Origin of the sequence: Gottfriedia acidiceleris (genome assembly GCF_023115465.1) — a bacterium.
Taxonomy (GTDB): Bacteria; Bacillota; Bacilli; order Bacillales; family Bacillaceae_G; genus Gottfriedia; species Gottfriedia acidiceleris_B.
This window is the reverse complement of record NZ_CP096034.1, coordinates 927,647-953,738: the sequence shown is the minus strand read 5'-3', so window position 1 is coordinate 953,738 and position 26,092 is coordinate 927,647. Positions and strand designations below refer to the sequence as shown.

Here is a 26,092-nt window from a genome sequence, read left to right as displayed (position 1 = left end):
TCTTTTATTTTAAACTTACTTTAATACTCATCATACACATAACACTTTGTCCATATATATTAATTGAGGGAGTGAGGACAATTGGAGCTTAAGTTGCCATTTATACCAGCATTGATTTCAATGTATTTTATTTCATTAGGAATCATAATAGGTGGATCGATAATTGGTTCAATCGGTTACTACGTCATTGGACAGCCACCACTTAGCAGCATGTATGATTTATCAATGAAGTTACGAATTTGGGCAATTGTTGGGGCGATTGGCGGAACATTTGATACATTCTATAGTTTTGAAAAAGGATTATTTGAAGGAGAAACAATCGAATTCATTAAGCAAATTTTCATGATTATAGCCGCTATGGGAGGAACACATACAGGGACAATCATTATCCAATGGTTTACAGGAGAACATGTTTAATGAAAGCCCCACCAGAACAACTCTCCCACGCTTGGGCAAAATTTTTTGTAGGCATTTTTTTCGGGTTTATCATTAGTTGGCTTGTCTTTATTTATTTTTATGGTGTGACAGAAGAAGAGCAAGTTAAACAAATATCTGAATTGAAAATGCTCAATAAACAATATTTAAGAGATAAAAATATCTTTATTGAAAATATGGAGCGTATGAACAAGGAAAAGAAACGAAATTTAACAGTTCAGGATATCAAAGTGACAATTTTAAATTACAAACAATACAATATAAATGCCTTTACTAATAATCAACTTGTTACTGATGTAAAGGATGACCTAAGTAATTTACTGACTCAAGATATAAAAAGCGTTTCCCAAAATCGGGAATTATTAAGACGTGCAATCGAAAACAAAGTTTATATTAAAGATGATCGCCGATTTAAACTTGAAATAGATACAATCTACTTTGATACCGTATTAGAAATCACATTAAAAATAAAAAGCACAAAATAAATGAGAGGCTAGTATTCGATTAGCCTCTCATATTTATTTTCAAGCTTTAGTTTTCTTCCCTACAAACCTTTTTTAATTCTTCCACTACTTTTTCTGCTTCTTCCCATGAGAAGACTTTCGCTCCAGATGCAAGCGGATGTCCACCCCCGTTAAACATAGCAGCTACTCCATTTATAACTGGGCCTTTTGAACGAAGACGTACTCGAATTAAATCCTCTTCTTCTAAAAAGATAACCCAAGCTTTTACCCCTTTTATATGTCCAAGTGAACTTACAGCCAATGAAGCTTGTTCTGAGTTTACATTGTATTCATCCATTAGAGCCTTTGTCATGTTTATATGACCGACTCCCTCTTCTGTTAGTTTAAAATTTTGAAGAACATATCCATTTAAATGTGCCATCTCAATTGATGTTTCGTACATATTGTCATAGATTTCATTAATAGAAAAATCCTTTTTTATCAAATTACTAGCTGCATGAAAAGTTCTTTCTGTTGTACTTGGAAATAAGAATCTTCCTGTATCTCCAATAATCCCCGCATAAATTAGTCTTGCAGCTTTGTCAGTTACAACTAATTGTTCATTACTACTCTCTGCAAGTTCAAAAATTAACTCACTTGTTGAACTTGCAGTGGTATCTACATGCATAATGTCACCGTATGGATCCACGTTTGGGTGATGGTCAATTTTAATCAGTTTCTTTCCAGTCGAATATCTCGCGTCATCTACTCGCTCAGTATTGGCAGTGTCACAAACAATAACAAGTGCATCCTTATATACTTCATCTGCAATTTCATCCATTTTATATAAATACTCTAGAGATTGTGGCAAATGCCCTACTACATATACTTTTTTTGCAGGATAACTTGCTTTTATCATCTCTGCTAAACCGCACTGTGAACCAATTGCATCTGGATCTGGGCGAACATGACGATGAATGATTATCGTATCAAACGAATGTATATCTTTTAAAATTAGTTCCTTCAAGATTAAACTCTCCTTTATATGAAAACTTTTGAAATATAGTTTCTATGACTGTAAAATAGAATTATGTATTAGTCATTGAAAGGTGGAAGCTAAGTGAATAGCATTGCAACAATCGTAATTATATCTTTTCTATTCTTCTTATTTTACGTTACCAAATTTTTCTTTACAAGCGAACTATTAACAAAAAAAATTGCAGGATCACGTGCAAGATTAACTTTTGGATTATTCTTATTGCTTTACGGTATAAATCAAATGGTAGCAAAGCTTGAATTAATAACAATTTGTGTCGGTATTATTTTCATTCTATTTGGTGCGGCAAATTTATATCGTGGATACTTACAGAATAAGCATTATAAAGCAATTGAAAATAAACAAATTGTTTAATCTTATAGTAATCTAGAAAGTGAGAAAACTTACATGATGACTGAAGAACTATTTTCATCAAAATTTGATGAACTAGTAGAATTATCACATTCTAGTAATAAACTTCAAAAACTACTTACTTTTGCAGAAGAATTAGAGAATCAAGAGGAATGGGGTTATCTATATTACGTTAATATGGAATTAGCAGAAACTGCTTTTTCTATTGGTGAAATAGACTTATTTATTGATACTTTTTTGTGGTGTGTAGATTTATATGACCAAAACGAAGAACGTATGGAGCAAGAGCAGATCCTATGGCTGTACAAGTGGTTGTTAGAAATAATACCTCAGTCCCTGAGATTCTCGTTAGAAGAAATTCATCATTATTTCGAGGATTTTAAGAATCGTTTAGTGATTGCTAATTATTCTTTAAGACCTTATTTTCAAGCTCTATTTTTAATGAACTTATATTTAAATCAAATTGATTACGCAAAACAAAACTATCAACTATATAAAAAATCTCCAAGGGATCATTTAAGTAATTGTGAAAAATGTGAAATGTATGGTGAAATGATTTATTTACTAAAAACTGATCATCTACAAGAAGCGCTAAATTTACAAAATAAAATAATGGATAGCTCAGTGGATTGTGACGAAGCGATTCACAAATCATACTCAAAATTACTGCTTCCTTTATTAGAAGAGAGCAAAATAGATGAAGCATTAATTATTCAACAAAAAGCTTATTTTGTAACATACAATCGCACAAAATACATTCCTGAACTAAGTGAACAAATGATTTTTTTAACTTTTTGTGATCCAGACAGAGCAATTGAATTGTTCTATAAACATGTTGATTTATGTGATAATCTTTCGAATCTATCATATAAATTTGAGTTTTGGCTAGCAGCATTATTTATGGCGAAAAAATTGAAAATAAATGAAGAAGAATTTATTTATGATTTAGAGAAATTAGAGAAAATTGTATATGACTTAGCAAAAGATTTTGATACTAGAAATGAAAATAATGAATTTGTTAATCGAGTTAATAAACTACTTTCAAATTAAAAATACGGGATGATTTTTTCATAAACTACAAAGGCGGGAATCGTTTCCTGCTTTTTTTTAATTAATTAAAAAATAATGGAAGCCCTATTAGGGCTTCCATATCTTATCGATCTAATAACTGCATCATCATCAATGCTTTACCTACTAATATTCCTTGTTGAAATACTTCAACATCAACTTTTCCAAACTTACGACCTAATTCTAAGACTTTTGGTTTAATTTCAATTACATCATCAATTTGAACTGGCTGTACGAAGTAAATTGTAATATTTTCTACGATTAAGTCCCCTTTTTTCATATCACGAACTGCTCGTTTACCTGCCTCGGTTACAATTGTCGTAAATACGCCATGTGAAAGAGTACCAATTACATTCGTCATTTGGGGAGTTACATTACATCTAATCGTAAAGTCATCATTTTTTTGATCTTTATTATTATGAAATTGACTAGTAACTATATCATCAATTGTTTCTCCTACTTGAGGTTGACGTTGCAATTGCTGTAATGCTTCAAGTACATCTTGACGACTTATAATACCGATTAAGTTATTCGATGTATTTACAACTGGTAGCAACTCTATGCCTTCCCAAACCATCATTCTAGCAGCTGCCGCAACCGACATCTTTTCATTTACACTTATTGGTTGTCTAGTCATCACTTTATCAATTCTTTGAGTACGTTGTTCATGTATAATATCCTTTGAAGTTACAATTCCTATTAGCTTTCCTCGATCATCAATTACTGGATATCTTCCATGGCCTGTGTCTCTGTTATGTTCATACCAATTTTCAACTTCATCAAATGGAGATAGTGTAGCTGTTTTTTCAGTTGGAATGAGTATATCCTCAACTAGTACTATATCTTTCTTAATTAACTGATCATAAATTGCTCTATTAATTAGCGTCGCAACAGTAAATGTATCATAACTAGAAGAAATAATCGGCATTTTCATTTCATCTGCAAGTCGTTTTACACTTTCATCCGTATCAAATCCACCTGTTACTAAAACCGCTGACCCTTCTTTTAATGCTAATTCATGCGCTTTCACTCGGTTTCCGACGATTAATAAATTATTTGCACTAATGTATCTCATCATCGCATCAAGCTGCATTGCACCAATAACAAACTTATTAAGTGTTTTATGTAATCCTTCTTTACCACCTAAAACTTGTCCATCAACAATATTAACAACTTCTGCAAAAGTTAATTTTTCAATATTTTCTTTTCTTTTCGTTTCAATACGAATCGTACCTACACGTTCAATGGTACTAACAAATCCTTTGTTTTCCGCATCTTTAATTGCTCTATATGCAGTACCTTCACTTACACTTAAATCTTTTGCAATTTGTCTTACTGATATTTTATGACCGACCGGTAGTTGTTCAATATGTTCTAGTATTTGATCGTGCTTTGTAGTCAATTACCTCACCAAGCTTTCAATGGTTGTATTAATATTTTTATTAACTATTATATAACAATTCATACCATGAAAAAAAGCACGTTTCAACGTGCTTCTAATACTGTACTAATATTTTCTTCAATGGCCTATACTACAATAGTGAAATTGTTGTATTTGGCTCATGAATGAAACCATTATTCTTTGGTAATTTTGCAAGGAACTCATTTGGATCCACTTGGATTGGTGGAAATGTATTATAATGCATCGGAATCACTTGCTGCGCGTTAATCCATTCAGAAGCAATTACTGCATCGTCGATTCCCATTGTAAAATGATTGCCAATTGGTAAATATGCTAGATCGATCTTTTCATACTCACCTAATGTTTTCATACCTCTGTATAATGCAGTATCACCAGCATGATAAATTGTTTTCCCAGCTATTTTTAATAAAACGCCTGACGGTGGTCCTACATTAATTATTTGTTTATTTTCTTCATCAACAATACTTGAACCATGGATTGCTTCTATTAATTTTAATTTCCCAAATGAAAACTCTTTTTCTCCCCCGATATGCATAGGGATAACTTTGACACCTTGCCACGAGATCCAAGTTGCTAATTCCACAGGAGCAATAACAGTTGCATCATTTCGTTTTGCTAGTTCAACTGTGTCACCTAAATGATCGCCATGACCATGTGTTACATAAATATAATTCACTTTAATATTTTCTACCTTCACATTAGTATGTGGATTACCGTTAATAAATGGGTCAATAATAATTGAATCTTGACCGTGTTCTACTAAAATAACACTGTGCCCAAAATATGTAATTTTCAAATGAATTCGCTCCTTTATTATCAAATTAGTCTCTACCACATTTTAACAGATTATTTTCTATAAAAAAAATAAGAAATAAGTTAACTATTTTACGTAATTCGATAAAAAATGATAATATAAGAGTGTTATAAACTGTAAAAACTTTTTTGTTGATTGCAGTAATTTGTTTTATAAGAAAGGATGTTACAAATGGAACACCGTATACAAAATCTATCAACTTGGTTAAAAGAGCAAGATATTCAACTAGGATTTATTACATCTACTGAGAACGTATTTTATTTAACTAACTTCCATTGTAATCCACATGAACGTCTTTTAGCTTGTCTTGTATTTCCAAATGATGAGCCAATTCTTGTATGTCCACAAATGGAAGTAGGACATGTGCAAAACGCAGGCTGGAAATATGACGTAATAGGCTTTAATGATAGTCAAGATCCTTGGGCAATGATACAAGAATCATTAGCAAAACGTAATATTACAGTAAATCGTATGGCGATCGAAAAAGAACATCTTCTTGTTGGCCGCTATGAAAGAATAGTACAACTTTTCCCTGGCGTACAATTCCTTGCAGCTGAGGAAAAATTACATGACTTACGTTTAATTAAAGACAGTGAAGAAATTCGTCGTATGCAAGTTGCTGCTGAAGCTGCTGACATGGCTTGCCAAATTATTGTTGATCGTATTGCTGAAGGCAAAACAGAAATGGATTTAATTGCTGATATGGAATACGAAATGAAGAAAAAAGGTATTTCTAAAACTTCATTTAGCACTTTAATTTTAACTGGTGCAAACTCAGCATTACCACATGGAAATCCAGGTACTAACCCAATTAAAAAAGGTGATTTCGTACTTATGGACTTAGGTTTTATCGTTGATGGATATTGCTCAGATATTACTCGTACAGTAATGTTTGGTCAACCAAATGAGCAACAACGAGAAATTTATGAAACCGTTTTAAAAGGTCAACTTGCTGCAATCGAAGTGAGTAAACCAGGTGAGGTATTAGGAAATGTTGATCGTGCTGCTCGTCAAATTATCACAGACGCTGGATATGGCGAATACTTCGTTCACCGTATTGGTCACGGTTTAGGTATTGGTATACACGATTACCCATCAGTAAATGATTCAAATACTGATATTATTAAAACTGGTATGTCCTATACAATTGAGCCAGGAATCTATGTACCAAATGTTGGTGGAGTTCGTATTGAAGATGATATCGTTATTACAGAAACAGGTGCAATGACATTAACGAAGTTCCCTAAAGAATTAATCATCCTATAATATGAACCAAGGCCGATTAATAACTATTCGGCAGGTACTTCCCTCAGATATCCCGATCATGCATAAATGGGAATGTGATGATGAGATTGGTAAGCTTGTAGGAATAGAAAAACCACGTTCTTTAGATGAAATGGTACAAGGATATGAAAAATATTTTGACGGACTTAAACCTAATCTCCACTTGTTCACAATCGAATACAATGGTATTTGTGTAGGAAGAATTGAATTAGGAAATCTTGATCAAGAGAATAATCATGCCGCTTTTGGAATCGTAATTGGAGATCGATCAATGCAAAATATAGGAATCGGATCATTTGCATTAAACCATCTACTAAATTATGCTTTTAATGAATTAAAACTCATAAAAATATACGGTGAAGTATACGAATATAATATCACTTCACAAAATTTCCTTACAAAATTAGGCTTTCATTTAGATGGTATATTGCGCAAGCATGAGTTTTTCAAAGGTGCTCATCGTGATATGTATCAATATAGCATGTTGAAAGAAGAATATAATTTAAGTCAGGTTTAAATACCAAATGAAAAAACCTTTCTTCATTTATTGAAGAAGGGTTTTTATATTAAACCTTTTGAAGGATCGTATGTTGTAACGGAATACCACCCATCGATACATTTCGTTCAATAAGATGATATTGTTTACCATTTATTATAAAAAGTCTATTTCCTCTGTAATCAACTGTCTTACCTTGGCTTTCTAATTCAGCCTTCACAGCCTTCGCATAATCATTTAGATTTATATAGCGTTCATTTAAATCTAATGTAATATTTTGATTACGATAACCCATTAGCCAGTTAAACCAGAAAGTACCTGCAATCAGAAAAATAAGGATTAAAATAAACACCAATACTCTCGCTCCTTTTTACATAAAATGGAAATTATAATATTATTTTACTATAAATAGAAAGTGAATGTTATTAAAATTGAGAAAAAAAAATCCCTTTACCGTCTTCGATAAAGGGATTTTTCTTTTAATTAGTTTGCAGAAACAGATGTACCTTGTAATAAAGTAGTTGCTTCTTTATATTCTAAGCCGTGAGCTTCCGCTACTGCTTCGTAAGTTACATATCCATCAAGTGTATTAATACCTTTGAATAAAGCAGAGTTATCTAAGCAAGCTTTTTGATAACCCTTGTTAGCAATTTGAACTGCATAAGGTACTGTAACGTTTGTTAATGCCATAGTAGAAGTACGAGGTACCGCACCTGGCATGTTTGCTACAGCGTAGTGTACTACTCCATGCTTCTCATATGTTGGGAAATCATGAGTTGTAATACGATCTGTAGTTTCGAAAATACCACCTTGGTCAATTGCAATATCAACTACAACTGAACCTGGTTCCATTGATTCGATCATTTCTTTTGTTACAAGTTTTGGCGCTTTTGCACCTGGAATTAATACTGCACCGATTACAAGATCAGATTCTTTAACCGCTTCAGCAATATTGTAAGGGTTTGACATTAAAGTTGTAATTTGATGACCAAAAATATCATCTAATTGACGTAAACGATCTGGATTTAAGTCAATCATCGTTACATGAGCACCAAGACCAACAGCTACTTTAGCAGCATTTGTTCCTGCTACACCTCCACCAATGATTGTAACATTTCCACGACGTACTCCTGGTACCCCACCTAATAAAATACCTTTTCCGCCTTTATTTTTCTCAAGGAATTGTGCACCGATTTGAGCTGACATACGTCCTGCTACTTCACTCATTGGAGTTAATAACGGTAATGTATTACCAACTTGTACAGTTTCGTAAGCAATTCCTACTACTTTATTATCAATTAAAGCCTTAGTTAATTCAGGCTCTGGAGCTAAGTGTAAGTATGTGAATAAAATTAATCCTTCACGGAAGTATCCATATTCACTTGGAATTGGTTCTTTAACTTTCATAACCATTTCATTATTCCAAGCCTCTTCAGCTGTTTCAACAATTGTTGCGCCAGCATTTACGTATTCTTCATTAGTAAATCCTGAACCAAGTCCAGCATTTGTTTCAATGTAAACTGAATGTCCATGTCCAACTAAGTTCATTACTCCAGCTGGTGTCATTGCTACACGATTTTCGTTGTTTTTTATTTCTTTTGGTACCCCAATACGCATGTTATTTCCCCCTGAAATATATTTAATTCGTGCCTCTTAGGATGAGCTCTATTTATTAAAAAATAATACATTTTTATATTAACACAAAACAGATAGTGCAGAAAATGAAAACGCTTAATTTCGTTTAATAAATATTAATTCAGAATCTTTTTTACTATAAAATATGCTTTAAAAATGGAATTGTCCCACGGATTCTCATGATAATGGAAAATGTCTGTATTTATTAATTACATCCAAGCCACCAGTGACTTCAAATATATCACCTGTTATAAAATCAGACTCTTCCTTACACAAAAATTGCACCATTCTTGCTATATCTTCCCCAGTACCAGATCTTCCAACTGGTGCAAGACCTTTTCCATCCTTACTTGCTTCAGTTTGATTTGCTTCTTTCATATCACCAAAAATATCCCCTGGACAAATCATATTAGATGTTATACCATTCTCTGCTTCCTCGTAGGCTATTGTTTTAGTTAATGAAACTAGACCTACTTTAGCTGCGCTGAATGCAGAACGATAAATCCATCCCGAAGCTGAATTGGCACCTTGAAATCCATAATTTATGATACGTCCATATTTCTGCTTTCTCATAATAGGAATAATTTGCTTTAAAAGATAAAACACGCTGTGCAAATTTCCATACAACAAGTATTCCCACTCTTCATCAGTGTAGTCAGCCAGTTTTTTACGGTTAAATAAATACGGGCCAGCATTATTGATAAGACAATCAACCCTACCGAATCTCTCCATCGTTTTTGAGACAATCTCATTTATAAATTGTTTATCGCAAATATCTCCTTTTACAAAAAGAACTCGGTCCAAATAATCCTTCCATTCTTCTTTTCGCTCTTTGATAGCTTTTTCATCAGAAAAATACGTAACTGTTACTGAATATCCATCCTTCAAAAATGCTTCAGTGACTTTCTTCCCTAACCCCTTTGATCCTGCCGTAATGACAGCATGCCTCATAAAACTCTTCCTTTCGAGTCTAAATAATTTTATATATTTGTGAAAATCATCTAGATATATCAATCAATTGTATGTATTTGTAAAATCTATTCTCACTAACCTTTTAATTGGTTATTTAAGCATAAAGCGAGTCCACTAAAAAATTATGTCATTAACTTATACATATATCTTTAATTTAGTAAGATTATTTTATTAAAAGATAACTATGTTTTCTATTATTATGAATTATTTTCCTTTTATTTTAATAATTTTTATTTTTAGATTTTAAGCTATTTACAAACAATTTTTATTTCACAAACTAGAATTTAAAAAATCAATATGTTTCACATATTTTTTCAATGTATAATATAGTCATGAGGGGGAGTAAATAAATGTTACAAGAATATTTTTCATACGATGAACGATTAGGTATTTCTCTACCAAGCCTAAAGCTGGATTGGGAAGATTACTCTCACGATCAACAACTAATGATTCTTACTGAATGGGAATATATCCGTGGTGGAATACCTGATCAAATTAAGCGTTTAGAGTTTTCGATTAATCATAAACAAGAGCAATTAAATCATGAATCTAATTTTGCTTTGAGCTGTAAATTAAATTCTGAAATTGCAGAATTAGCATCCATTATTAACGACCTTTGGATTTGGTTTAGAAGTAACCAACAAATGTCCAATGAAACAAAAATACATGGTTAAAAAGCTAACAATAAATTTGTTAGCTTTTTTCTGTACTTCTATTATGCTTATTCATTTTCGCGCTTTTGAATTTGTATAAGCGTGTCTCCGATTGTTTTCAGTTCCTCTTTTAGTCGGATGGTTTCATTTGCAACTTTATCGGAAGATGCTTCTTTAATTTGCTTGTTTAGTTGGTCAATTACTTTTCGTAACTTGCCAACGGATTGTTCTAGTTGAAAGCTTGATGTAGGCTTCATAATTGTCTCCTTGATTGGTTTTCTTTTAGCATACCACATACTCGTATACAACCAAACGGGTATTGATTTAGATAAGGGTAAATTGTCTAATTTAGGTTCAAGTATTTCGGTTTCCATTCACTCTACACTATGAAAAAGCTAACAGATAATTTGTTAGCTTCTCAAATTTGAATTTAATCTGTTGGCTCATGTTTTACCCGTTGCGATAATATACGATATTGATAAAATTTCTTTGTATATTCTAATACGTTTTTTGTAAAAGATTCATTCCACTTTGCCCCAACAGTAACTCCTAATAAAGGAATACCACCTAAAACCTTATTTCGTAATGAATGGATCATTAATAATTTGCACATTTGTAATATGACTGTGTAATAGACTCCTTCTCCATTAAATTCATTTTCCCAAGTTGCAAATACGTCAGAATCCTCATGCTTTAAAATATCGTTCATTAAATTACTCCAAACAACGTATTTTTCTGTCGAAGGGAGGATTGCACCTTGTAGAACTTTTAAGCTACATTCCATCTCTTTTGGGATACTTACATCATAACCATAACAAAGTGCTATTTCTTGTACCGTTTTCAGATTGATAAATAATAAGGACGGTAAATCACCAAATAAAGCAAGCTTTGTGCTAGTTCCACTTATTCCACCTTGAACACTTGAAACGATTAGTGCTTTCGATATTTCTTGCTCAGCTAAGAAATTCAATTGTCTTAATGGTAGCTTTCTTAAATCGCTTATTGTCTTAATATCACTTTTTAAAATTTGTGCTCGATGAAGTATATCTAATTTCTTTTCTTGAAACTGTTTTGTTGTTTGTATTAAAGATTGAGTGTGGAAAAAAGCAGTTGAAAAAAATTCATTAAAAGTATTCGAATAGCTCTGAGGTATTTTTTGGAGGAGAAAATTAGAAGCATTTTGATACATAAGTTCTAATTTATTTAAATTTTGCTGTTGTTGTTTCTTTTCAATCATATCGTTAAGTTCAAGCCATAAATTATACTCTTTCATCTGATCCATACTATCACCTCGAATATAAAAAAACGTAGAGCCAAAAAGTGAACTCAATTTAAGAATATGAGATCATCTATTTTTGTATGCTCTACGTTTATGCTTACTTATTGATTATTTCATTCCAACTCGTACTACATCTCTTGCAATTACAACTTCTTCATTAGTAGGAATTACGATAACCTTAACTGGAGAGTGATCAAAGCTAATGAATGCTTCTTTTCCTCTAAAGTTATTTTTACTTGGGTCAAAATAAACACCCATAAATTCAAGACCTTCTAATACGGCTTGACGAATCTCTGGACCATTTTCACCAATACCAGCAGTGAAGATAATCGCATCTACACCTTTCATACGTGCAGCATAAGATCCTAAATATTTGTGAATACGTTCAATGAATACACTTTGAGCGATTTTAGCTCGTTTATTACCTTCTTCAGCTGCAGTCTCAATATCACGTAAGTCACTTGAGAATCCAGAGATACCAAGCATACCACTTTGTTTATTTAATACATCAAGTACTTCCTCGGCCGTTTTACCTGTTTTTTCCATAATAAATGGAATTAAAGCTGGGTCTAAGTTACCTGAACGAGTTCCCATTGTTACACCAGCAAGTGGAGTGAATCCCATTGAAGTATCGATTGATTTTCCACCTTCAACTGCAGCAATACTTGCACCATTTCCTAAGTGACATGAAATAAGTCTTAGGTCTTCAATTGGTTTACCAATTAATTCAGCAGCTCTTTCTGTTACATACTTATGTGATGTACCGTGGAATCCATATTTACGAATACCAAATTGTTTATAGTACTCATAAGGTAAGCTATATAAGTAAGACTCTTCAGGCATTGTTTGATGGAATGCAGTATCGAATACAGCTACTGCAGGAATATTTGGTAATAATTCTTTAAATGCACGAATACCAACTAGGTTAGCTGGGTTATGAAGTGGTGCTAAATCTGAAAGTTGATCAATTTGTTTTTCAACTTCTTCAGTAATTAAAGCAGAATCTGTAAATAGTTCTCCACCGTGAACTACACGATGTCCAACACCATGAATTTCATCGAATGAAGAAATAATTCCTAAACCTGTTAGCTTTTCAAGAAGCATTTTTACTGCAACAGAGTGATCAGCAATATCAGTTACTTCTTTAATTTTTTCCCCGTTTACTGAAATTACAAATACGCTATCCTTTATACCGATACGTTCTACTAAACCAATTGTAAGTACTTTTTCGCTAGGCATTTCAATTAATTGAAATTTTAATGACGATGAGCCTGCATTAATAGCAAGAATATTTGCCATGTTTTTACATCTCCTTTAAACATGAAACTGTTATATTTTTTTAGCTGAAATTATTATAACACAAATTAGTTTACGTGTTTAAAAGTTCAATTATTGTAAATTTTCTTTAAACCATTCATTCATTTGAAGCATAATATCTTCAACTGCTTTCATATTTGATAACTTAGGGAAATCAACTAATAAAGCCTGTTTTGGCTTCTTCATATTTTCTGCATTTTTGCGGATTATTAATATACTTTTTTGATGTCTTTCATCCTTAAAGGCAGATACTGGCAACTGTATCAATCCTTGAATAACACCTGTTTCATTAATATAGCTTTGTAATTGTGCAGATTGATCTGAAGTAAATAGGTAATTTGGAACTAGCGAGATGAAAAATCCTCCAGATTTTAAGTAATTCATACTTTGCTCAATAAATAAATGATGAGCATAAGACATGCCTTCTTTTGCTTTTAAAGTATATTCTTTTGCACGTTCAGCAATTGGATAAAATCCAATTGGTAGGTCACAAACAACAAGATCGACCGGGTCTACAAATAAAGGTGCTAAACTGTCTTGATTAAATAGTTCTATTTCATGTCCTAGTAGGTTGCCGATAACAAATGCGATTCTAACAAGAACATCATCTACATCTATTCCAACAGATTCAGTAAATTTATCCTTTGAAGAATTTAAAATTGTTAATAAAAGATTTCCAGTACCAATTGCCGGGTCTAAAATAGTTAAATTTTGTTTCCCCTCTGTAAGCTTGCCAACTAAATAAGTAATAATAAAAGCAATACCATCTGGAGTCATTTCATGATTTCTTTGTACTCCTTGCTTCATTCCCTTTAATATAGCTAATTGAAATGCTCTACGAATACTCTCATTATCTTTTGAAGCCGAAGTAAATTGCTGAATTGTATGCATAAGCTTATCTTTTTGTGAACCATTAATTTCTTCTTGCAAAACTTCCCCATCAAAGAAATTTTCACCCGTTTCAATTAATGCCTCTAAGTAAGAAATTTCTAAATTATCTTTTAAACATTCTGTCGATTCATCTATGTAATTAAATAAAAATTCTACTGAATTCTCTTTTACCATTTTTCTTTCCTCACTTTCATAATAGAACAGTCATTGTGTTTCATTATACGTATGGCTTTTAAACGTGTCCACTTTAATAATTTCTTCTATTAGAAAGTATTTGGTTTTTTTTATCAATTTTAATCCAATACTGTTAATTTAATTTTAATTGATGAATGTTTACTTTTATTTAATACATTTTGAACTTTTTATGTAGTTTCATACAAAAAAATAAAGACCTCATAAAAAAAATGAGGTCTTTCATGCTGTTGAAAAACTACCTTGTCAATTAATTATCAGTTTTTCGTGAAAGGAGTAGAGTGATGTTGATTTCCATTACAGGATGCTCGCTTTCCATGGGGCGAGATTCTTTAGCCTCCTCGGCAAGCCTGTGGGGTCTCAGCCTTCCCGCTTATCCCATAGGAGTCGAGCATCCCTCCATTCCAATCAACTTATTCATCTAAAAAAGTCTTTAATAAAAACCTAATCAAATAGTCAAATGAATTGTTTTTCTTAAGTTACTTACAATTTTTTGCTATTTTACACGCTAAAGACCTTCATTAATTGAGTTCCTAATTTTCTACTCTTAAAGAATAAGTATATGTACATGTCTATTTTTTAGCGTCTTCAATTTAGCTTATATTCACTTTTTTCTTTTCTAAAGGTTTCATAAATCGGGTTATATAGTTCAAAGATTTCGTACCATGAACTAGGCGGTATAAGCTTGTGATAACCGAAAGTAATGTATATGGTTTATATGCTAAATATTTTGATTCCCATTTATTCGCAAATTTGCTTTTAAAAGTTAATAACCCTTTGAAGTTATAAATTGAGTTACCATATTTAAAGATCATTTTTGCAGATTTTTCGATGATTGATGATTTTGAATCTTGGCCAACATTTGCTAATGGTGCCATTCCAAGGCTGCAGCTTTTAAATCCATTTTGCTTTGCCCAAAACATAATTGAAACAAAAAGCATATCCATCGTTCCATATGGTAATTCCTTTAAATATCTCATTAAATCGATTGTTATATTTTGGTCTTGAATCGGTAATGTCGCAAAAGCAATAACTTGACCATTTTGATCCCTTAAGATTCCGATCGGAAAATTTGAAACATAATCAAAATGAAATGAACCAACTGAAAAGGATAGCTCTTCTCTTCCGTTTAACCATACATCAGAGACCCCTTTTAACTCTTGAAGTAGACCTATAGAATGTCCAGGCATAGACACTTCAAATTGATATCCTTGTCGAATGAATTTGTTCCTTTTTGTTCTTAGTTTTGCGCCTTTTTTACCTGCGATTTCGAAATTCTCTAATTCAACTATTGCTTCTTCACCTAATTTTAATAATCGATAGCCAGCTTTTTCATACAACATTTTTGAGTTTTCGTCTATTTGATAAAAGCACGGAATACATTTTATACTCCTTGAATAATTTTCAAACTCCTTTATTTTTTCAAAAGAAATCTCACCAATTGGATTACATAGAACAACTAATTTATTCCCCTGTTTACGGTAAACAAATGCAGATTTTTGATCTTCTGAAAGAAATACTTTTTTATCTCCAAGTAATCCTAAATGTGTTAATGAAGTTCCACCATATGTTTGAATAAGTTGTTGAATAATCTCAATTGTAGTTTTATGATTTGATTCTTTTAAAATTTGTTTCATAATACCCCCAAAATAAAGAGTCAATTTTCTTTACAATTTCTATTTTACAAAAAATAATTCATTGTGGATATCCATACATTAAATTTATTTAATCATGTATTATTTGGTAATAATTAACCCCTACTGTATAATTCAATTTATTAAATATATTGGATGTGAGAACAAATGAATAAGAAGATTGGTTTTATTGGTTGCGGTAAAATGGCCCAAGCTATGATTGGTGGGTTAATTGATTCGAATGTAATTGAAAAGCATCAAATTTATGTAAGTGCAAGGTCTAGTGAAACACTTGTAAAAGTGAAAAATTTATATAATGTTCACACATTAAATAGTAATATCGATTTAGCAATGCAGGTTGATTATTTGTTTTTAGCAGTTAAACCTGATTTATATCCAACTATTATTGAGGAAATTAAAGAAGTTGTTTCAAGTAATACAGTGATCATTACGATTGCTGCTGGAATTACTTTAGAAGGTGTTGAGAAATCATTCGGTAAAGAGGTTAAAATCGTTAGAACGATGCCAAATACTCCTTCGTTAGTTAGAGAAGGCATGAGTGCACTATGTCATAATCAAGTAGTGACCAATGAAGAGTTAAGTGAAGTAATGGAAATTTTCAATAGCTTTGGAAAATGCGAATTAGTAAATGAAAAATTAATGGATGCGATTCCTGCTGTTAGTGGTTCTTCTCCAGCCTATGTTTACTTAATGATTGAAGCTTTAGCAGACGGAGCTGTATTACAAGGTATAAAGAGAGACCAAGCATATAAGTTGGCTGCCCAAGCAGTTCTAGGTGCAGCAAAGATGGTACTTGAAACTGAACTACATCCTGGAGAATTAAAGGACCAAGTCTGCACACCAGGTGGTGCAACAATAGAAGCAATTGCCGAATTAGAAAAACAAGGCTTCCGCTCATCTATTATTTCTGCCATGGAACGTTGTACAGAGAAATCAGTGTCTTTAGGTAAATGATCTTTGGCAACAGTCTCATAATATACACACTGAGGCATTCATATTTGTGAATGCCTTATTTAATGCAAAAAAACTGCCGAGATTTACTCGACAGTCTTTTACCTCTAAAAAGAGTTAATGTTATTATTTTGCAGCTTTTACAGCTTCGATTGCTGCTTCATAGTTTGGATGAGTTGTACCTTCAGCTACGTACTCAACGTAAGTAACAACATCATTTGAATCTACTACGAATACTGCACGAGCTAATAAACGTAATTCTTGCATTAACACACCAAATGCTTCACCAAACGATGCATCACGGTGATCAGAGTAAGTATGTACATTTTCTAAACCACTTGCAGCACACCATCTTTTTTGCGCGAATGGTAAGTCCATTGAAATTGTTAAAACTTCAACGTTTTCTACGCTTGATAATTCTTCGTTAAAACGACGAGTTTGTGCATCACAAATTCCTGTATCTACAGAAGGTACTGCGCTAATTAAGCGTACTTTACCAGCTGAAGCCTCTAAAGTTACAGGGCTTAAATCATTTGCTAATACAGTAAAGCTTGGAGCTTTTTCTCCTACTTTTACTTCTTGTCCAATAAGAGTTACTGGATTGTTTTTAAATGTTACAGATGCCATGATATTTCCTCCCAAAATTACAAAATGTTCACAACATTTATCTTACTGGAAGGAAACCTTGAATGCAATTAACTTTACTTAAATTTTATATTTAATCTAAATCTGAATCAAAATCTTCCTCATGTTTATCTGATTCATCTTTTTTCTTCATATATTTTTTTACTTTTTCTAACGCTTGTGGCGTTAAATCCATTAGCTTTTCAATTAAATGTGTATTTTGATCTAAGTGAAGTAATTTAACACCTTCTTTACCTACAATTAAAAATGCAATCGGAGTGATTGATGCACCTCCACCTGTACCTCCTCCAAATGGATGTGGACTTCTTACTTCAGCTTCTTTAACACCATCTACTAAATGGTAATTTCGGAATTCACTTCCACCAGCTGCAAAGCCAACCCCTACTTTTGATACGGTTAAAATTAAGCTTCCATCTGGTGTTGAAATTGGATCACCAATAATTGTATTTACATTAATCATTGCTGATAAATTTTCCATTGCTGCGTGCATTAAGTCTCCAATAGGATGTTGACTCATTGTTAATCACCTCTAATTAGTTTCGATTGGATGTGTTGCTCTAAAGTCTTTTCTAGTTTTTAAATATGCTTTCAATAATAATAATCCTGCAAAGACTGCCTTTCGTACCGAAAATGAAAACCTTATCTTACCTGTAGTTTCCATTACGGACGAATAATAATTGGGCGTGATATCGATCGTTGGCGGATGATGTAATATCGTAAATTTCTTTAATAGGTTTTCAAAAATGCCGATCGCACTATAAGCTGTTCCAATTGATATCCCTGTTAAAGCAGAATTTCCGACACCGAAATGAATATGATAAGTTAAATTGTAAATTTGTACAGTGTTTAAAAATTTTGTAATGATAGTATGTCCGTTTGAGTATAAATTTATGAAAAAATCAATTTGTTGAAAGACAGACAAATCCCTTTTTTTCTCTAAATCTGATACGTCCTCCTTTACCTCTTTCGGTCTCTTTAAAGGAATCGTAAAGGCGAAATGCAATAGGTTGTTCAAGATAGACAGTTTAATATTCATAAATCGTTCTTCATTTGTATAAACGGATAAAATATTTACTTTCATATTTATAAAAAGGACGAAAATGATTAACAGTAAAACAACGATTGCAATAAAAATTAGAATAGAGTATATGTAAAGCAAAAAATCACCCTTTTTTGTATCAGTATGGGCAAACAAACTTCTGGATAAACAAAAAGAATGGTTAAATTACACACCATTCTTTTCGAGAAGTAAAATATAAGATTTTTGAACTTCGTTGTAACAAACAACTTCTAGGACAACCCAGCTCTTTAACTTACCCATTTCTTTTATAGACAATATTTCCTCGGCAAATAGTTTCACTACATTTAACATACAGTAGATCATCTTTTTCTAACTCAAATGGATTTTCATCAAATAAAATAAAGTCAGCAGTATATGCTTCTTTTATGAGACCTCTTTTATCTTCTTGACGAAACGAAGCTGCACTATCAATCGTATATAGTTTTATTGCTTCATATAAGCTAATTGCTTCATCGATATTATATGCTTCCCCGTCCTTTGCTTTTCGGGTAACTGCTGTATATATTCCTTGCCACGGATTAATTGTATCAATCGGTGTATCTGAACCATTTGCTATAGCAATTGATTCATTTAGTAGTGTTTTAATTAAATATGCATATTCATTTCGGCTTTGGCCAATACGTTCTACTAGCCATGGATAATCGGCATAGATAAATGAGGTTTGCACATCTACAACAATGTTTAATTCTTTCATTTCCTCAATTAATTTTGGAGATAAAAGTGCACAATGAATAAATCGATCAGGTAGCTGAGTTTGATTAGGATATTTTTTAACAACATCAATGGCTTGCTTAACGGCTAAATCTCCAATCATATGAAATGCTATTGGCAATCCTTTTTCACGCGCTTTTTTTGTAATTACTTCTAATTTTTCTAAAGAAGTCACTTGTAATCCTGTTGTGCTTTGATCGTCGTCATAAGGTTTTTGTAACAGTGCAGTGCGACCTCCAAATGAACCATCAATAAATGCTTTTACGCCTCCAAATGATACATTTTTATTACCATTATGTAATCTTCCATTGACTTCATCCAAAGAAGTATGATGAATTAAAACATGAGTATGAAATGGAACTTCATTTAACAATCGCTCATATAAATCTATCACTAAATTTGCGTTTCCATAATAAGATAAATCCTCTGTTACCGCTCCAACAATACCGTATTGATAACAATCTTTAATGGCGGAAATGATTGCTTTTGACAAATACTGATCGTCAGGTGCTGGCATCGCTTTAATGATTAAATTGACAGCTTCATCATACAATAATCCGTTTAATCGACCATCCTCAAAGTTGCCAATTTGTCCTCCTTCGATTTGCATCTGTTTATTTATTGCTGCATGACTAAGTGCAAGAGAATTTACAAAGTAGACATGTCTACAAGTTCTCTTTAATACAAGAGGATTTGTGCTTGATAAACTATTTAAATCGTCAATGTTGAATACTGCTTTTGATTCCCATTCGTTTTCATTCCATCCTTCCCCAACAATCCACTCATTGGGGTGCGCGTCCATTACAACTTTTTTCATTCGATCAAGCATCTCGTCATATGATCGACACTTTGACAAATCTACACGATTCATCGCTTCACCATGACCAATTAAATGCAAATGACTATCAATGAAACCTGGAAAACCGATTTTTCCATTACAATTGATTTTCTCAAATTGTTCACCGTCTAAAAAAGAAAGCAAATCGTCATATGTTCCTGTTTTTAAAATTTGTTCATCTTCCGTAATGATTGAGTCTACCGTTTGCCCTTCATTTTCCATCGTATAAAATAAACCATTATGCCAAAGCTTCTTCATTTCATTCCACCATCCGTTCTTTAAATAGATTCGTTTTTTATTTTGAAGATAAATTGTCCCAAAATCAAAAAATGAGGGAATTTTCCCTCATTTTAACATAAGTATTTAATTCGATTCACGTAATTGTTCCATCGCGCGTAATTCTACTCGGCGAATTTTACCAGAAGTTGTTTTTGGTAGCTCTTGGACAAATTCAATTTTACGTGGATATTTATATGGAGCAGTAATTTTCTTCACGTGTTCTTGTAGTTCAGATACTAAGTCATCTTGATTTGTAACATTTTCAGTCAAAACAACAAATGCTTTCACAACATTACCACGTAATGGATCTGGACTAGCAACCACTGCACATTCTTTTACAAGCTTATGTTGTACCAACGCATCTTCTATTTCAAAAGGACCAATTGTATAACCAGAACTAATAATTATGTCGTCACTACGTCCATCAAACCAATAGTAGCCATCTTCATCTTTCTTAGCTCGGTCACCCGTTAAATAATACTCACCTTTTCTTTGAGCTTTTGTACGTTCCATATCATTATAATAATGTTTAAATAATGCTGGTGAGCTTAAATGTACTGCGATATGCCCTACTTCATTAACCCCGATTGGATTTCCTTCATCATTAACGATTTCAACTAAGTTACCTGGCGTTGGAATTCCCATTGAACCTACTTTTGCCTTAATATCCTTCATCGTTCCGATTAATAATGTATTTTCAGTTTGTCCATAACCATCTCTTACATCAACATTGAAATGCTTTTTGAATGTACGGATTACTTCTTGATTTAAAGGTTCTCCTGCTGATACAGCACTTCTTAATGTAGGTAATTGATATTGATCTAGATTTTCAACCTTTGCCATAAATCGATATTCCGTTGGCGTACTACAAAATACTGTTATATTTTGCTCCTTTAACAATGTTAGGAAAGTATCTGCATCAAATTTCCCTTCATAAAAGAATCCTGTTGCCCCACTGCCTAATGTCGCTAAAAATGGACTCCAAATCCACTTTTGCCATCCTGGCCCTGCAGTTGCCCATACAGTATCATCTTCTGTCACATCCAGCCAATTCGAAGCAACTGTACGAATATGTGCATATCCCCAACTGTGGGTGTGTACAACACCTTTTGGATTGCCAGTCGTTCCTGACGTATATGAGATAAACGCTAAGTCATCACTTTTTGTTTCCACAGTTAATACATGTGCTCCACTAATTGCTTGGTCATTTAATGAAGTCCACACTGTTTGTTGGTTATGAATCGTAAATAATTTATATTTTCCAGTTTTAGCAATATCGCTAAAAGTACCTATATATTCATCATGCGATACAATCGCTTTTACTTCACTATGTTCAAGACGGTATTGAATATCCTTAACCGTTAACATTTCAGATCCTGGGATTACAACACATCCAATTTTTAAAATAGCTAAATAAACTACATAAGTCTCAACACATCTTGGCATCATGACAAAAAGTTTGTCCCCTTTTTCGATGCCACTATTTTTAAATGTAAAAGCATATTGGTGAACTTTATTATATAGTTCCTTATATGTTAATTGATGGGATTCTCCATTTAGGTCAACCCACTTTAACGCCACTTTATCAGTTGAAGCAAATTTTTCAATTTCCCAAACGAGATTATAAACTTTTGGAGCGATTAGACTTGTACTGTTCATCTTAGTTTGTCCCCCTTTTGATCATTACTAAAATTATATTTTGAATTTTGCAAAATAGAATAATAATGGTTTCGTTAATTGTATAGTCAATTCCTGCTATATTTCGACTATTTTTCAGAAAATTTAAACAAAAACTCACAAAAAAAATAAACTACCTAAAAAAGATAGTTTATTTCATCAAAATAGCGAGCAAACTTCTCGCCTTTCCTCAACCATTTTCAACTGTAATGCTGTATGTACAAGTAAAAGTTTCACTTGGATTAAGCATTTGAATACCAAGTCTATTTTTCATTTCTTTTATTGGGCCGATTTCATCTGCAATTCCGTACCATGGCTCAATACATAGAAAAGGTGCTTTTTGTGTAGTCCATATTCCAACGTATGGAAACCCTTCAAAATGAACTTTGATTTTATTACTATGATTTTTCGAACGAATTGTCAGCTCGTTTTTTTTAAGTTTTTCAAAAATTAATGCATCATCCTTAAATAGTTCACGAGTTAATGGTAAGTTTTTAATATTTTGACCGATTAGTTCTCTTTTACCATTTCTGTATGATCCTTCTAATTTAATTGTTTCTAATCTTTCTTCCTCTTCAAACTGTAAGTAATAATCCTTAAATGTTTCATCTTCCTTCAGAGGTATGTTAAACGCTGGATGAGCCCCTATTGAAAATGGCATTGATTTCTGATCCTTATTCGTTACAACATATTTAATAAAAACAGTATTATTCCTAATCTTATAATTAATATTTAATGAAAATTCAAATGGATATTTTAAAAGCGTTTGTTCACTACTCATTAGCTCATAGTTTATATAGTCTTCTTTCATTTCAGTTAATTGAAAATCCATATCTCTTGCAAAACCATGTTGAGAAAGCTCATAGACTTTATTATCTACTTTATATTTATTATCAATTAATTTACCTACATTCGGAAATAAAACTGGTGCATGTCTCCCCCAATAAGCTGGATCAGCATTCCACAAATAATTTAAATTATCTTTTTTTGTATAGATACCCGTCAACTCTGCTCCCTTTGATTTAGTTGTAATTTTAATAAATTCATTTTCAATATATGACATGAACAGGTCTCTCCTTTAATTTATTCCCTCTATTATAGCAAAGTTAATCTTAAATATTAAATCAAGCCAAGAACAGGTTAAACAAATAGAAAAGAGGTAGGTTTTACCCTACCCCTTAATCCATAAATATTTAAATTATATTATCGAGAAAATCCACCAAGGCTTTGTTCAGCCATTTGTACTAAACGTTTTGTGATTTCACCACCAACAGATCCATTCGCACGAGAAGTTGTATCAGGGCCAAGGTTTACACCAAATTCTGTAGCGATTTCATACTTCATTTGGTTTAAAGCATTCTCAGCACCATCAACTAATAATTGATTGCTACCTGAATTATTTCTATTTGACATGTGTTGTCACCTCCTTGTGAGTATAGAGTGTGATAAAACACATATCTTAATTCATTTTTTTACTGGTAATTTTTAGTAATTTTATAAAAGTGCGTCAATATCAATTTCTTCTTCTTTTGTTGACGTTTGATTTCGAATCATTTCGTTCTCAAAAATGATTGATTCTCTATTAACTACCGCTTCATTTATTAGTTCAGTAAAGTCAAAACGACTCTCGTAACGAGCCACTTTATCACGTTTTGGTTTTGTAGTTGGATTAGCTGGAGTAAAAATTGTACAGCAATCCTCATATGGTCTAATACTGATATCATACGTATCAATTTTTTTAGCAATATCCATGATTTCTAATTTATCCATAGCTAATAGTGGTCTTAAAACTGGATAATTAGTTACTTCATTGATTGTATGCATACTTTCTAATGTTTGGCTTGCCACTTGACCTAAACTTTCACCAGTTGCTAAAGCAAGTGCTTTTCGTTCAACAGAAACTTGCTCTGCAATTCTAAGCATAACACGTCTCATAATTGTCATTGTGTAGCTTGCAGGCATTTCTTTATGAATTGCTTTTTGGATTTCAGTAAATGGTATTACATGTAAAGTCACTCTTCTACAATATCTAGTTAGTTTACTTGCTAAATCCATTACTTTTTGTTTTGCACGATCACTCGTAAAAGGAGGACTTTCAAAATGAATCGCTTCTATTGACACGCCTCGTTTTAACAACATGTACGCTGCTACTGGACTATCTATTCCTCCAGATAGTAATAACATAACTTTTCCGCCGACTCCAACTGGATAGCCACCTGCACCAAATTCTTCTCCACAAGTTATATAAGTAGCATCATCACGCACTTCTACTCGAACAGCTACATCTGGCTGATGAACATCTACAGTTAAGTGTTCTGTATTTTGAAGAATATACCCACCTAGCTCGCGATTTAACTGTGGCGTGTTTAATGGGAATTGTTTATAACTACGTTGTACGTTAACTTTAAACGTTTTAACACTATCACCAAGCTCGTTAATAGCCTCAAGAGCACCTTTTTTAATTGCCTCTAATTCAGTATCAACTTTTCTAGCATAACTAAATGTATGAATTCCAAAAACTTCTTTAAGATTGGCAGCAACCTTCTCATGATCTTCACCATTTAATTTTATATACATACGATCACGCGTAGCAGTGATTTTAATTTTATCAAAATTTTTTAATCGATTTCGAACATTTTCTCTTAATATACTTGTAAATCGACCACGATTTTTTCCTTTTGTAGTCATTTCTCCATAGCGAATTAAAATATATTCTACATTCATGCTGTTACCCCATTACTTTATATAAATTTTTAATTACTTCTTTAATTATTATGTTAAACTGCTCTACTTCACTCATTGTATTTTCATAAGAAAGACTTATTCTGACAGCACTACTTGCTACTTTTTCGCTCTTACCCATACTTTGAAGTACTCGGCTTATTTCAAAAGTTTTAGAAGAACATGCTGATTTTGTAGAAATAAAAACATTTTCTTCAGATAGAGCATGTACAATTACCTCAGGCTTTAATCCTACAAATGAAATATTTATTATATGAGGAGCAAAATTTGATTGTGGTGAATTCAATACAGCGTTGTCAATCATCTCTATATTTTGAATGAGTTCGTTTCTCATGTTATATAAGTGTTCATGCATTGTTTTTTGTTTTTCTAGCGTGATTCTTAGCGCTTTAGCCATCGCAACAATTCCTGCTAGGTTTTCCGTACCTGAACGAATCTCACGTTCCTGTGATCCACCTGTCATTAAAGATGATAATGTTACACCTTCTCTAATATATAAAATTCCAGTTCCTTTTACACTATGAAATTTATGACCAGAGATAGATAATAAATCGATCGCAGCTTGTTTAATATTTAATGGTACTTTCCCTACCCCTTGAACAGCGTCCACATGGAAAAATACTTTTGGATAATCCGTTAATAATCGCCCAATTTCGGCGATCGGTTGAATTGCTCCTGTTTCATTATTTACATGAATGACAGAAACTAATATCGTATCATCTCTTAACGCATTTTTTAATTGGTCAACAGAAATAAACCCATCTTTGTTTGGGGATAAGTAGGTTACTTCAAAACCTAGATCCTCTAATTGTTTATAAGCTTCATAAATTGACGGATGTTCAATTTCAGTCGTAATTAAATGCTTCCCTCTTGAACGATGCATCATGGCAGTTCCTTTTATTGCTAAATTATTCCCCTCTGTTCCACCTGATGTAAAGATGATTTCTGATGGTTGAACTGATAAAAGCTCTGCAATTTGGTTTCTAGCTTTTGAGAGTAATTGCTCTGAGCGTCCACCTAGCTTATGAATTGAAGAGGGATTTCCAAAAAACTGATCCGAAACAGTAATATATGTGTCTAATACCTCTTTATAAGGTTTAGTAGTCGCGCTATTATCAAAATAAATCATATTTTTCCGTACCTCCATATTGCTTGAGTCCATTTTTCATTATATCTGAAAACAGACGAAACCCCTAAGATTTA

28 protein-coding genes are annotated in these 26,092 nt (G+C 32.5%); 8 read left to right on the top strand and 20 right to left on the bottom strand.

Features of this window, described 5'->3' with window-relative positions; translation table 11 throughout:
• Nucleotides 1-120 precede the first annotated feature (120 nt).
• Nucleotides 121-417 (top strand): YtrH family sporulation protein, encoded by a 297-nt coding sequence (locus MY490_RS04510; RefSeq protein ID WP_091023738.1) that lies wholly within the window; start codon nt 121-123, stop codon nt 415-417.
• A complete protein-coding gene (ytrI, locus tag MY490_RS04505) occupies nt 417-920 on the top strand; it encodes a sporulation membrane protein YtrI (protein WP_084006968.1) in 504 nt (167 codons plus the stop codon). The genes MY490_RS04510 and ytrI overlap by 1 nt, the downstream gene beginning before the upstream one ends.
• Nucleotides 921-966: 46 nt before the next feature.
• Here the strand turns inward: ytrI and MY490_RS04500 are convergent, their stop codons facing one another.
• The gene (locus MY490_RS04500; protein ID WP_248268171.1) at nt 967-1,905 is read right to left on the bottom strand and encodes a DHH family phosphoesterase; all 939 of its coding nucleotides are present in this window, start codon (nt 1,903-1,905) and stop codon (nt 967-969) included.
• 93 nt (nt 1,906-1,998) lie between these two features.
• Here MY490_RS04500 and MY490_RS04495 point away from each other — a divergent pair, with 93 nt between their 5' ends.
• Nucleotides 1,999-2,289 (top strand): YtpI family protein, encoded by a 291-nt coding sequence (locus MY490_RS04495; RefSeq protein ID WP_248268170.1) that lies wholly within the window; start codon nt 1,999-2,001, stop codon nt 2,287-2,289.
• Nucleotides 2,290-2,322: 33 nt separating this feature from the next.
• Nucleotides 2,323-3,336: a hypothetical protein gene (locus MY490_RS04490; RefSeq protein ID WP_248268169.1), complete on the top strand. Its 1,014-nt coding sequence runs from the start codon at nt 2,323-2,325 to the stop codon at nt 3,334-3,336.
• Between the two features lie 103 nt (nt 3,337-3,439).
• On the opposite strand, the gene MY490_RS04485 is transcribed toward MY490_RS04490, so the two are convergent.
• Nucleotides 3,440-4,756 carry a DRTGG domain-containing protein gene (locus MY490_RS04485; RefSeq protein WP_248268168.1) on the bottom strand — a complete coding sequence of 439 codons (1,317 nt, stop codon included), beginning with the start codon at nt 4,754-4,756 and terminating at the stop codon, nt 3,440-3,442.
• 130 nt (nt 4,757-4,886) lie between these two features.
• Nucleotides 4,887-5,573 carry a metal-dependent hydrolase gene (locus MY490_RS04480; RefSeq protein WP_248268167.1) on the bottom strand — a complete coding sequence of 229 codons (687 nt, stop codon included), beginning with the start codon at nt 5,571-5,573 and terminating at the stop codon, nt 4,887-4,889.
• Between the two features lie 189 nt (nt 5,574-5,762).
• Between MY490_RS04480 and MY490_RS04475 the strand changes: the two genes are divergently transcribed.
• Nucleotides 5,763-6,857 (top strand): M24 family metallopeptidase, encoded by a 1,095-nt coding sequence (locus MY490_RS04475; protein ID WP_248268166.1) that lies wholly within the window; start codon nt 5,763-5,765, stop codon nt 6,855-6,857.
• Nucleotides 6,858-6,915: 58 nt separating this feature from the next.
• Nucleotides 6,916-7,392, top strand: coding sequence for a GNAT family N-acetyltransferase (locus MY490_RS04470; protein WP_248268165.1), 477 nt, complete (start codon nt 6,916-6,918; stop codon nt 7,390-7,392).
• A gap of 49 nt (nt 7,393-7,441) precedes the next feature.
• Here the strand turns inward: MY490_RS04470 and MY490_RS04465 are convergent, their stop codons facing one another.
• From MY490_RS04465 to MY490_RS04455, 3 genes are all read right to left on the bottom strand, one after another.
• Nucleotides 7,442-7,723 carry a hypothetical protein gene (locus MY490_RS04465; RefSeq protein ID WP_348983792.1) on the bottom strand — a complete coding sequence of 94 codons (282 nt, stop codon included), beginning with the start codon at nt 7,721-7,723 and terminating at the stop codon, nt 7,442-7,444.
• 131 nt (nt 7,724-7,854) lie between these two features.
• Nucleotides 7,855-8,988 (bottom strand): alanine dehydrogenase, encoded by a 1,134-nt coding sequence (gene ald / locus MY490_RS04460; RefSeq protein WP_248268163.1) that lies wholly within the window; start codon nt 8,986-8,988, stop codon nt 7,855-7,857.
• A gap of 195 nt (nt 8,989-9,183) precedes the next feature.
• On the bottom strand, nt 9,184-9,957 hold the full coding sequence (locus MY490_RS04455; RefSeq protein ID WP_248268162.1) for an SDR family oxidoreductase: 774 nt from the start codon (nt 9,955-9,957) through the stop codon (nt 9,184-9,186).
• Nucleotides 9,958-10,328: 371 nt separating this feature from the next.
• Between MY490_RS04455 and MY490_RS04450 the strand changes: the two genes are divergently transcribed.
• Entirely contained in the window at nt 10,329-10,652 is a 324-nt protein-coding gene (locus tag MY490_RS04450; RefSeq protein ID WP_248268161.1) for a hypothetical protein, read from the top strand.
• A gap of 47 nt (nt 10,653-10,699) precedes the next feature.
• Here the strand turns inward: MY490_RS04450 and MY490_RS04445 are convergent, their stop codons facing one another.
• The 5 genes from MY490_RS04445 to MY490_RS04425 form a co-directional block, all read right to left on the bottom strand.
• On the bottom strand, nt 10,700-11,005 hold the full coding sequence (locus MY490_RS04445) for a hypothetical protein (protein ID WP_248268160.1): 306 nt from the start codon (nt 11,003-11,005) through the stop codon (nt 10,700-10,702).
• Between the two features lie 56 nt (nt 11,006-11,061).
• Nucleotides 11,062-11,913, bottom strand: coding sequence for an EcsC family protein (locus MY490_RS04440; RefSeq protein ID WP_248268159.1), 852 nt, complete (start codon nt 11,911-11,913; stop codon nt 11,062-11,064).
• A gap of 105 nt (nt 11,914-12,018) precedes the next feature.
• On the bottom strand, nt 12,019-13,209 hold the full coding sequence (locus MY490_RS04435; RefSeq protein ID WP_248268158.1) for an acetate kinase: 1,191 nt from the start codon (nt 13,207-13,209) through the stop codon (nt 12,019-12,021).
• A 90-nt stretch (nt 13,210-13,299) separates the two neighbouring features.
• A complete protein-coding gene (locus MY490_RS04430) occupies nt 13,300-14,292 on the bottom strand; it encodes a class I SAM-dependent methyltransferase (RefSeq protein ID WP_248268157.1) in 993 nt (330 codons plus the stop codon).
• A 611-nt stretch (nt 14,293-14,903) separates the two neighbouring features.
• Nucleotides 14,904-15,947, bottom strand: coding sequence for a phosphatidylglycerol lysyltransferase domain-containing protein (locus MY490_RS04425; protein ID WP_248268156.1), 1,044 nt, complete (start codon nt 15,945-15,947; stop codon nt 14,904-14,906).
• Nucleotides 15,948-16,112: 165 nt separating this feature from the next.
• Between MY490_RS04425 and proC the strand changes: the two genes are divergently transcribed.
• On the top strand, nt 16,113-16,919 hold the full coding sequence (gene proC / locus MY490_RS04420) for a pyrroline-5-carboxylate reductase (RefSeq protein ID WP_248268155.1): 807 nt from the start codon (nt 16,113-16,115) through the stop codon (nt 16,917-16,919).
• Nucleotides 16,920-17,042: 123 nt separating this feature from the next.
• Here proC and tpx read toward each other — a convergent pair whose 3' ends face one another.
• The 9 genes from tpx to MY490_RS04375 all read right to left on the bottom strand — a co-directional run bounded on the left by tpx (nt 17,043) and on the right by MY490_RS04375 (nt 26,018).
• The gene (gene tpx, locus MY490_RS04415; RefSeq protein WP_248268154.1) at nt 17,043-17,543 is read right to left on the bottom strand and encodes a thiol peroxidase; all 501 of its coding nucleotides are present in this window, start codon (nt 17,541-17,543) and stop codon (nt 17,043-17,045) included.
• A gap of 91 nt (nt 17,544-17,634) precedes the next feature.
• Entirely contained in the window at nt 17,635-18,078 is a 444-nt protein-coding gene (gene ytfJ, locus MY490_RS04410) for a GerW family sporulation protein (RefSeq protein ID WP_248268153.1), read from the bottom strand.
• Nucleotides 18,079-18,090: 12 nt separating this feature from the next.
• Nucleotides 18,091-18,720, bottom strand: a complete 630-nt coding sequence (locus MY490_RS04405; protein ID WP_248268152.1) for a DUF2953 domain-containing protein — start codon at nt 18,718-18,720, stop codon at nt 18,091-18,093.
• Nucleotides 18,721-18,874: 154 nt separating this feature from the next.
• Nucleotides 18,875-20,449, bottom strand: a complete 1,575-nt coding sequence (locus MY490_RS04400; protein WP_248268151.1) for an amidohydrolase — start codon at nt 20,447-20,449, stop codon at nt 18,875-18,877.
• A gap of 105 nt (nt 20,450-20,554) precedes the next feature.
• Nucleotides 20,555-22,129, bottom strand: coding sequence for an acyl-CoA synthetase MbcS (gene mbcS / locus MY490_RS04395; protein ID WP_248268150.1), 1,575 nt, complete (start codon nt 22,127-22,129; stop codon nt 20,555-20,557).
• Nucleotides 22,130-22,337: 208 nt separating this feature from the next.
• Nucleotides 22,338-23,210, bottom strand: a complete 873-nt coding sequence (locus MY490_RS04390; RefSeq protein ID WP_248268149.1) for an aldose 1-epimerase family protein — start codon at nt 23,208-23,210, stop codon at nt 22,338-22,340.
• Nucleotides 23,211-23,350: 140 nt separating this feature from the next.
• Nucleotides 23,351-23,560, bottom strand: coding sequence for an alpha/beta-type small acid-soluble spore protein (locus MY490_RS04385; RefSeq protein WP_248268148.1), 210 nt, complete (start codon nt 23,558-23,560; stop codon nt 23,351-23,353).
• 81 nt (nt 23,561-23,641) lie between these two features.
• The gene (gene thiI, locus MY490_RS04380; RefSeq protein WP_248268147.1) at nt 23,642-24,871 is read right to left on the bottom strand and encodes a tRNA uracil 4-sulfurtransferase ThiI; all 1,230 of its coding nucleotides are present in this window, start codon (nt 24,869-24,871) and stop codon (nt 23,642-23,644) included.
• A 4-nt stretch (nt 24,872-24,875) separates the two neighbouring features.
• The gene (locus MY490_RS04375) at nt 24,876-26,018 is read right to left on the bottom strand and encodes a cysteine desulfurase family protein (RefSeq protein WP_248268146.1); all 1,143 of its coding nucleotides are present in this window, start codon (nt 26,016-26,018) and stop codon (nt 24,876-24,878) included.
• Between the last annotated feature and the right edge of the window lie 74 nt (nt 26,019-26,092).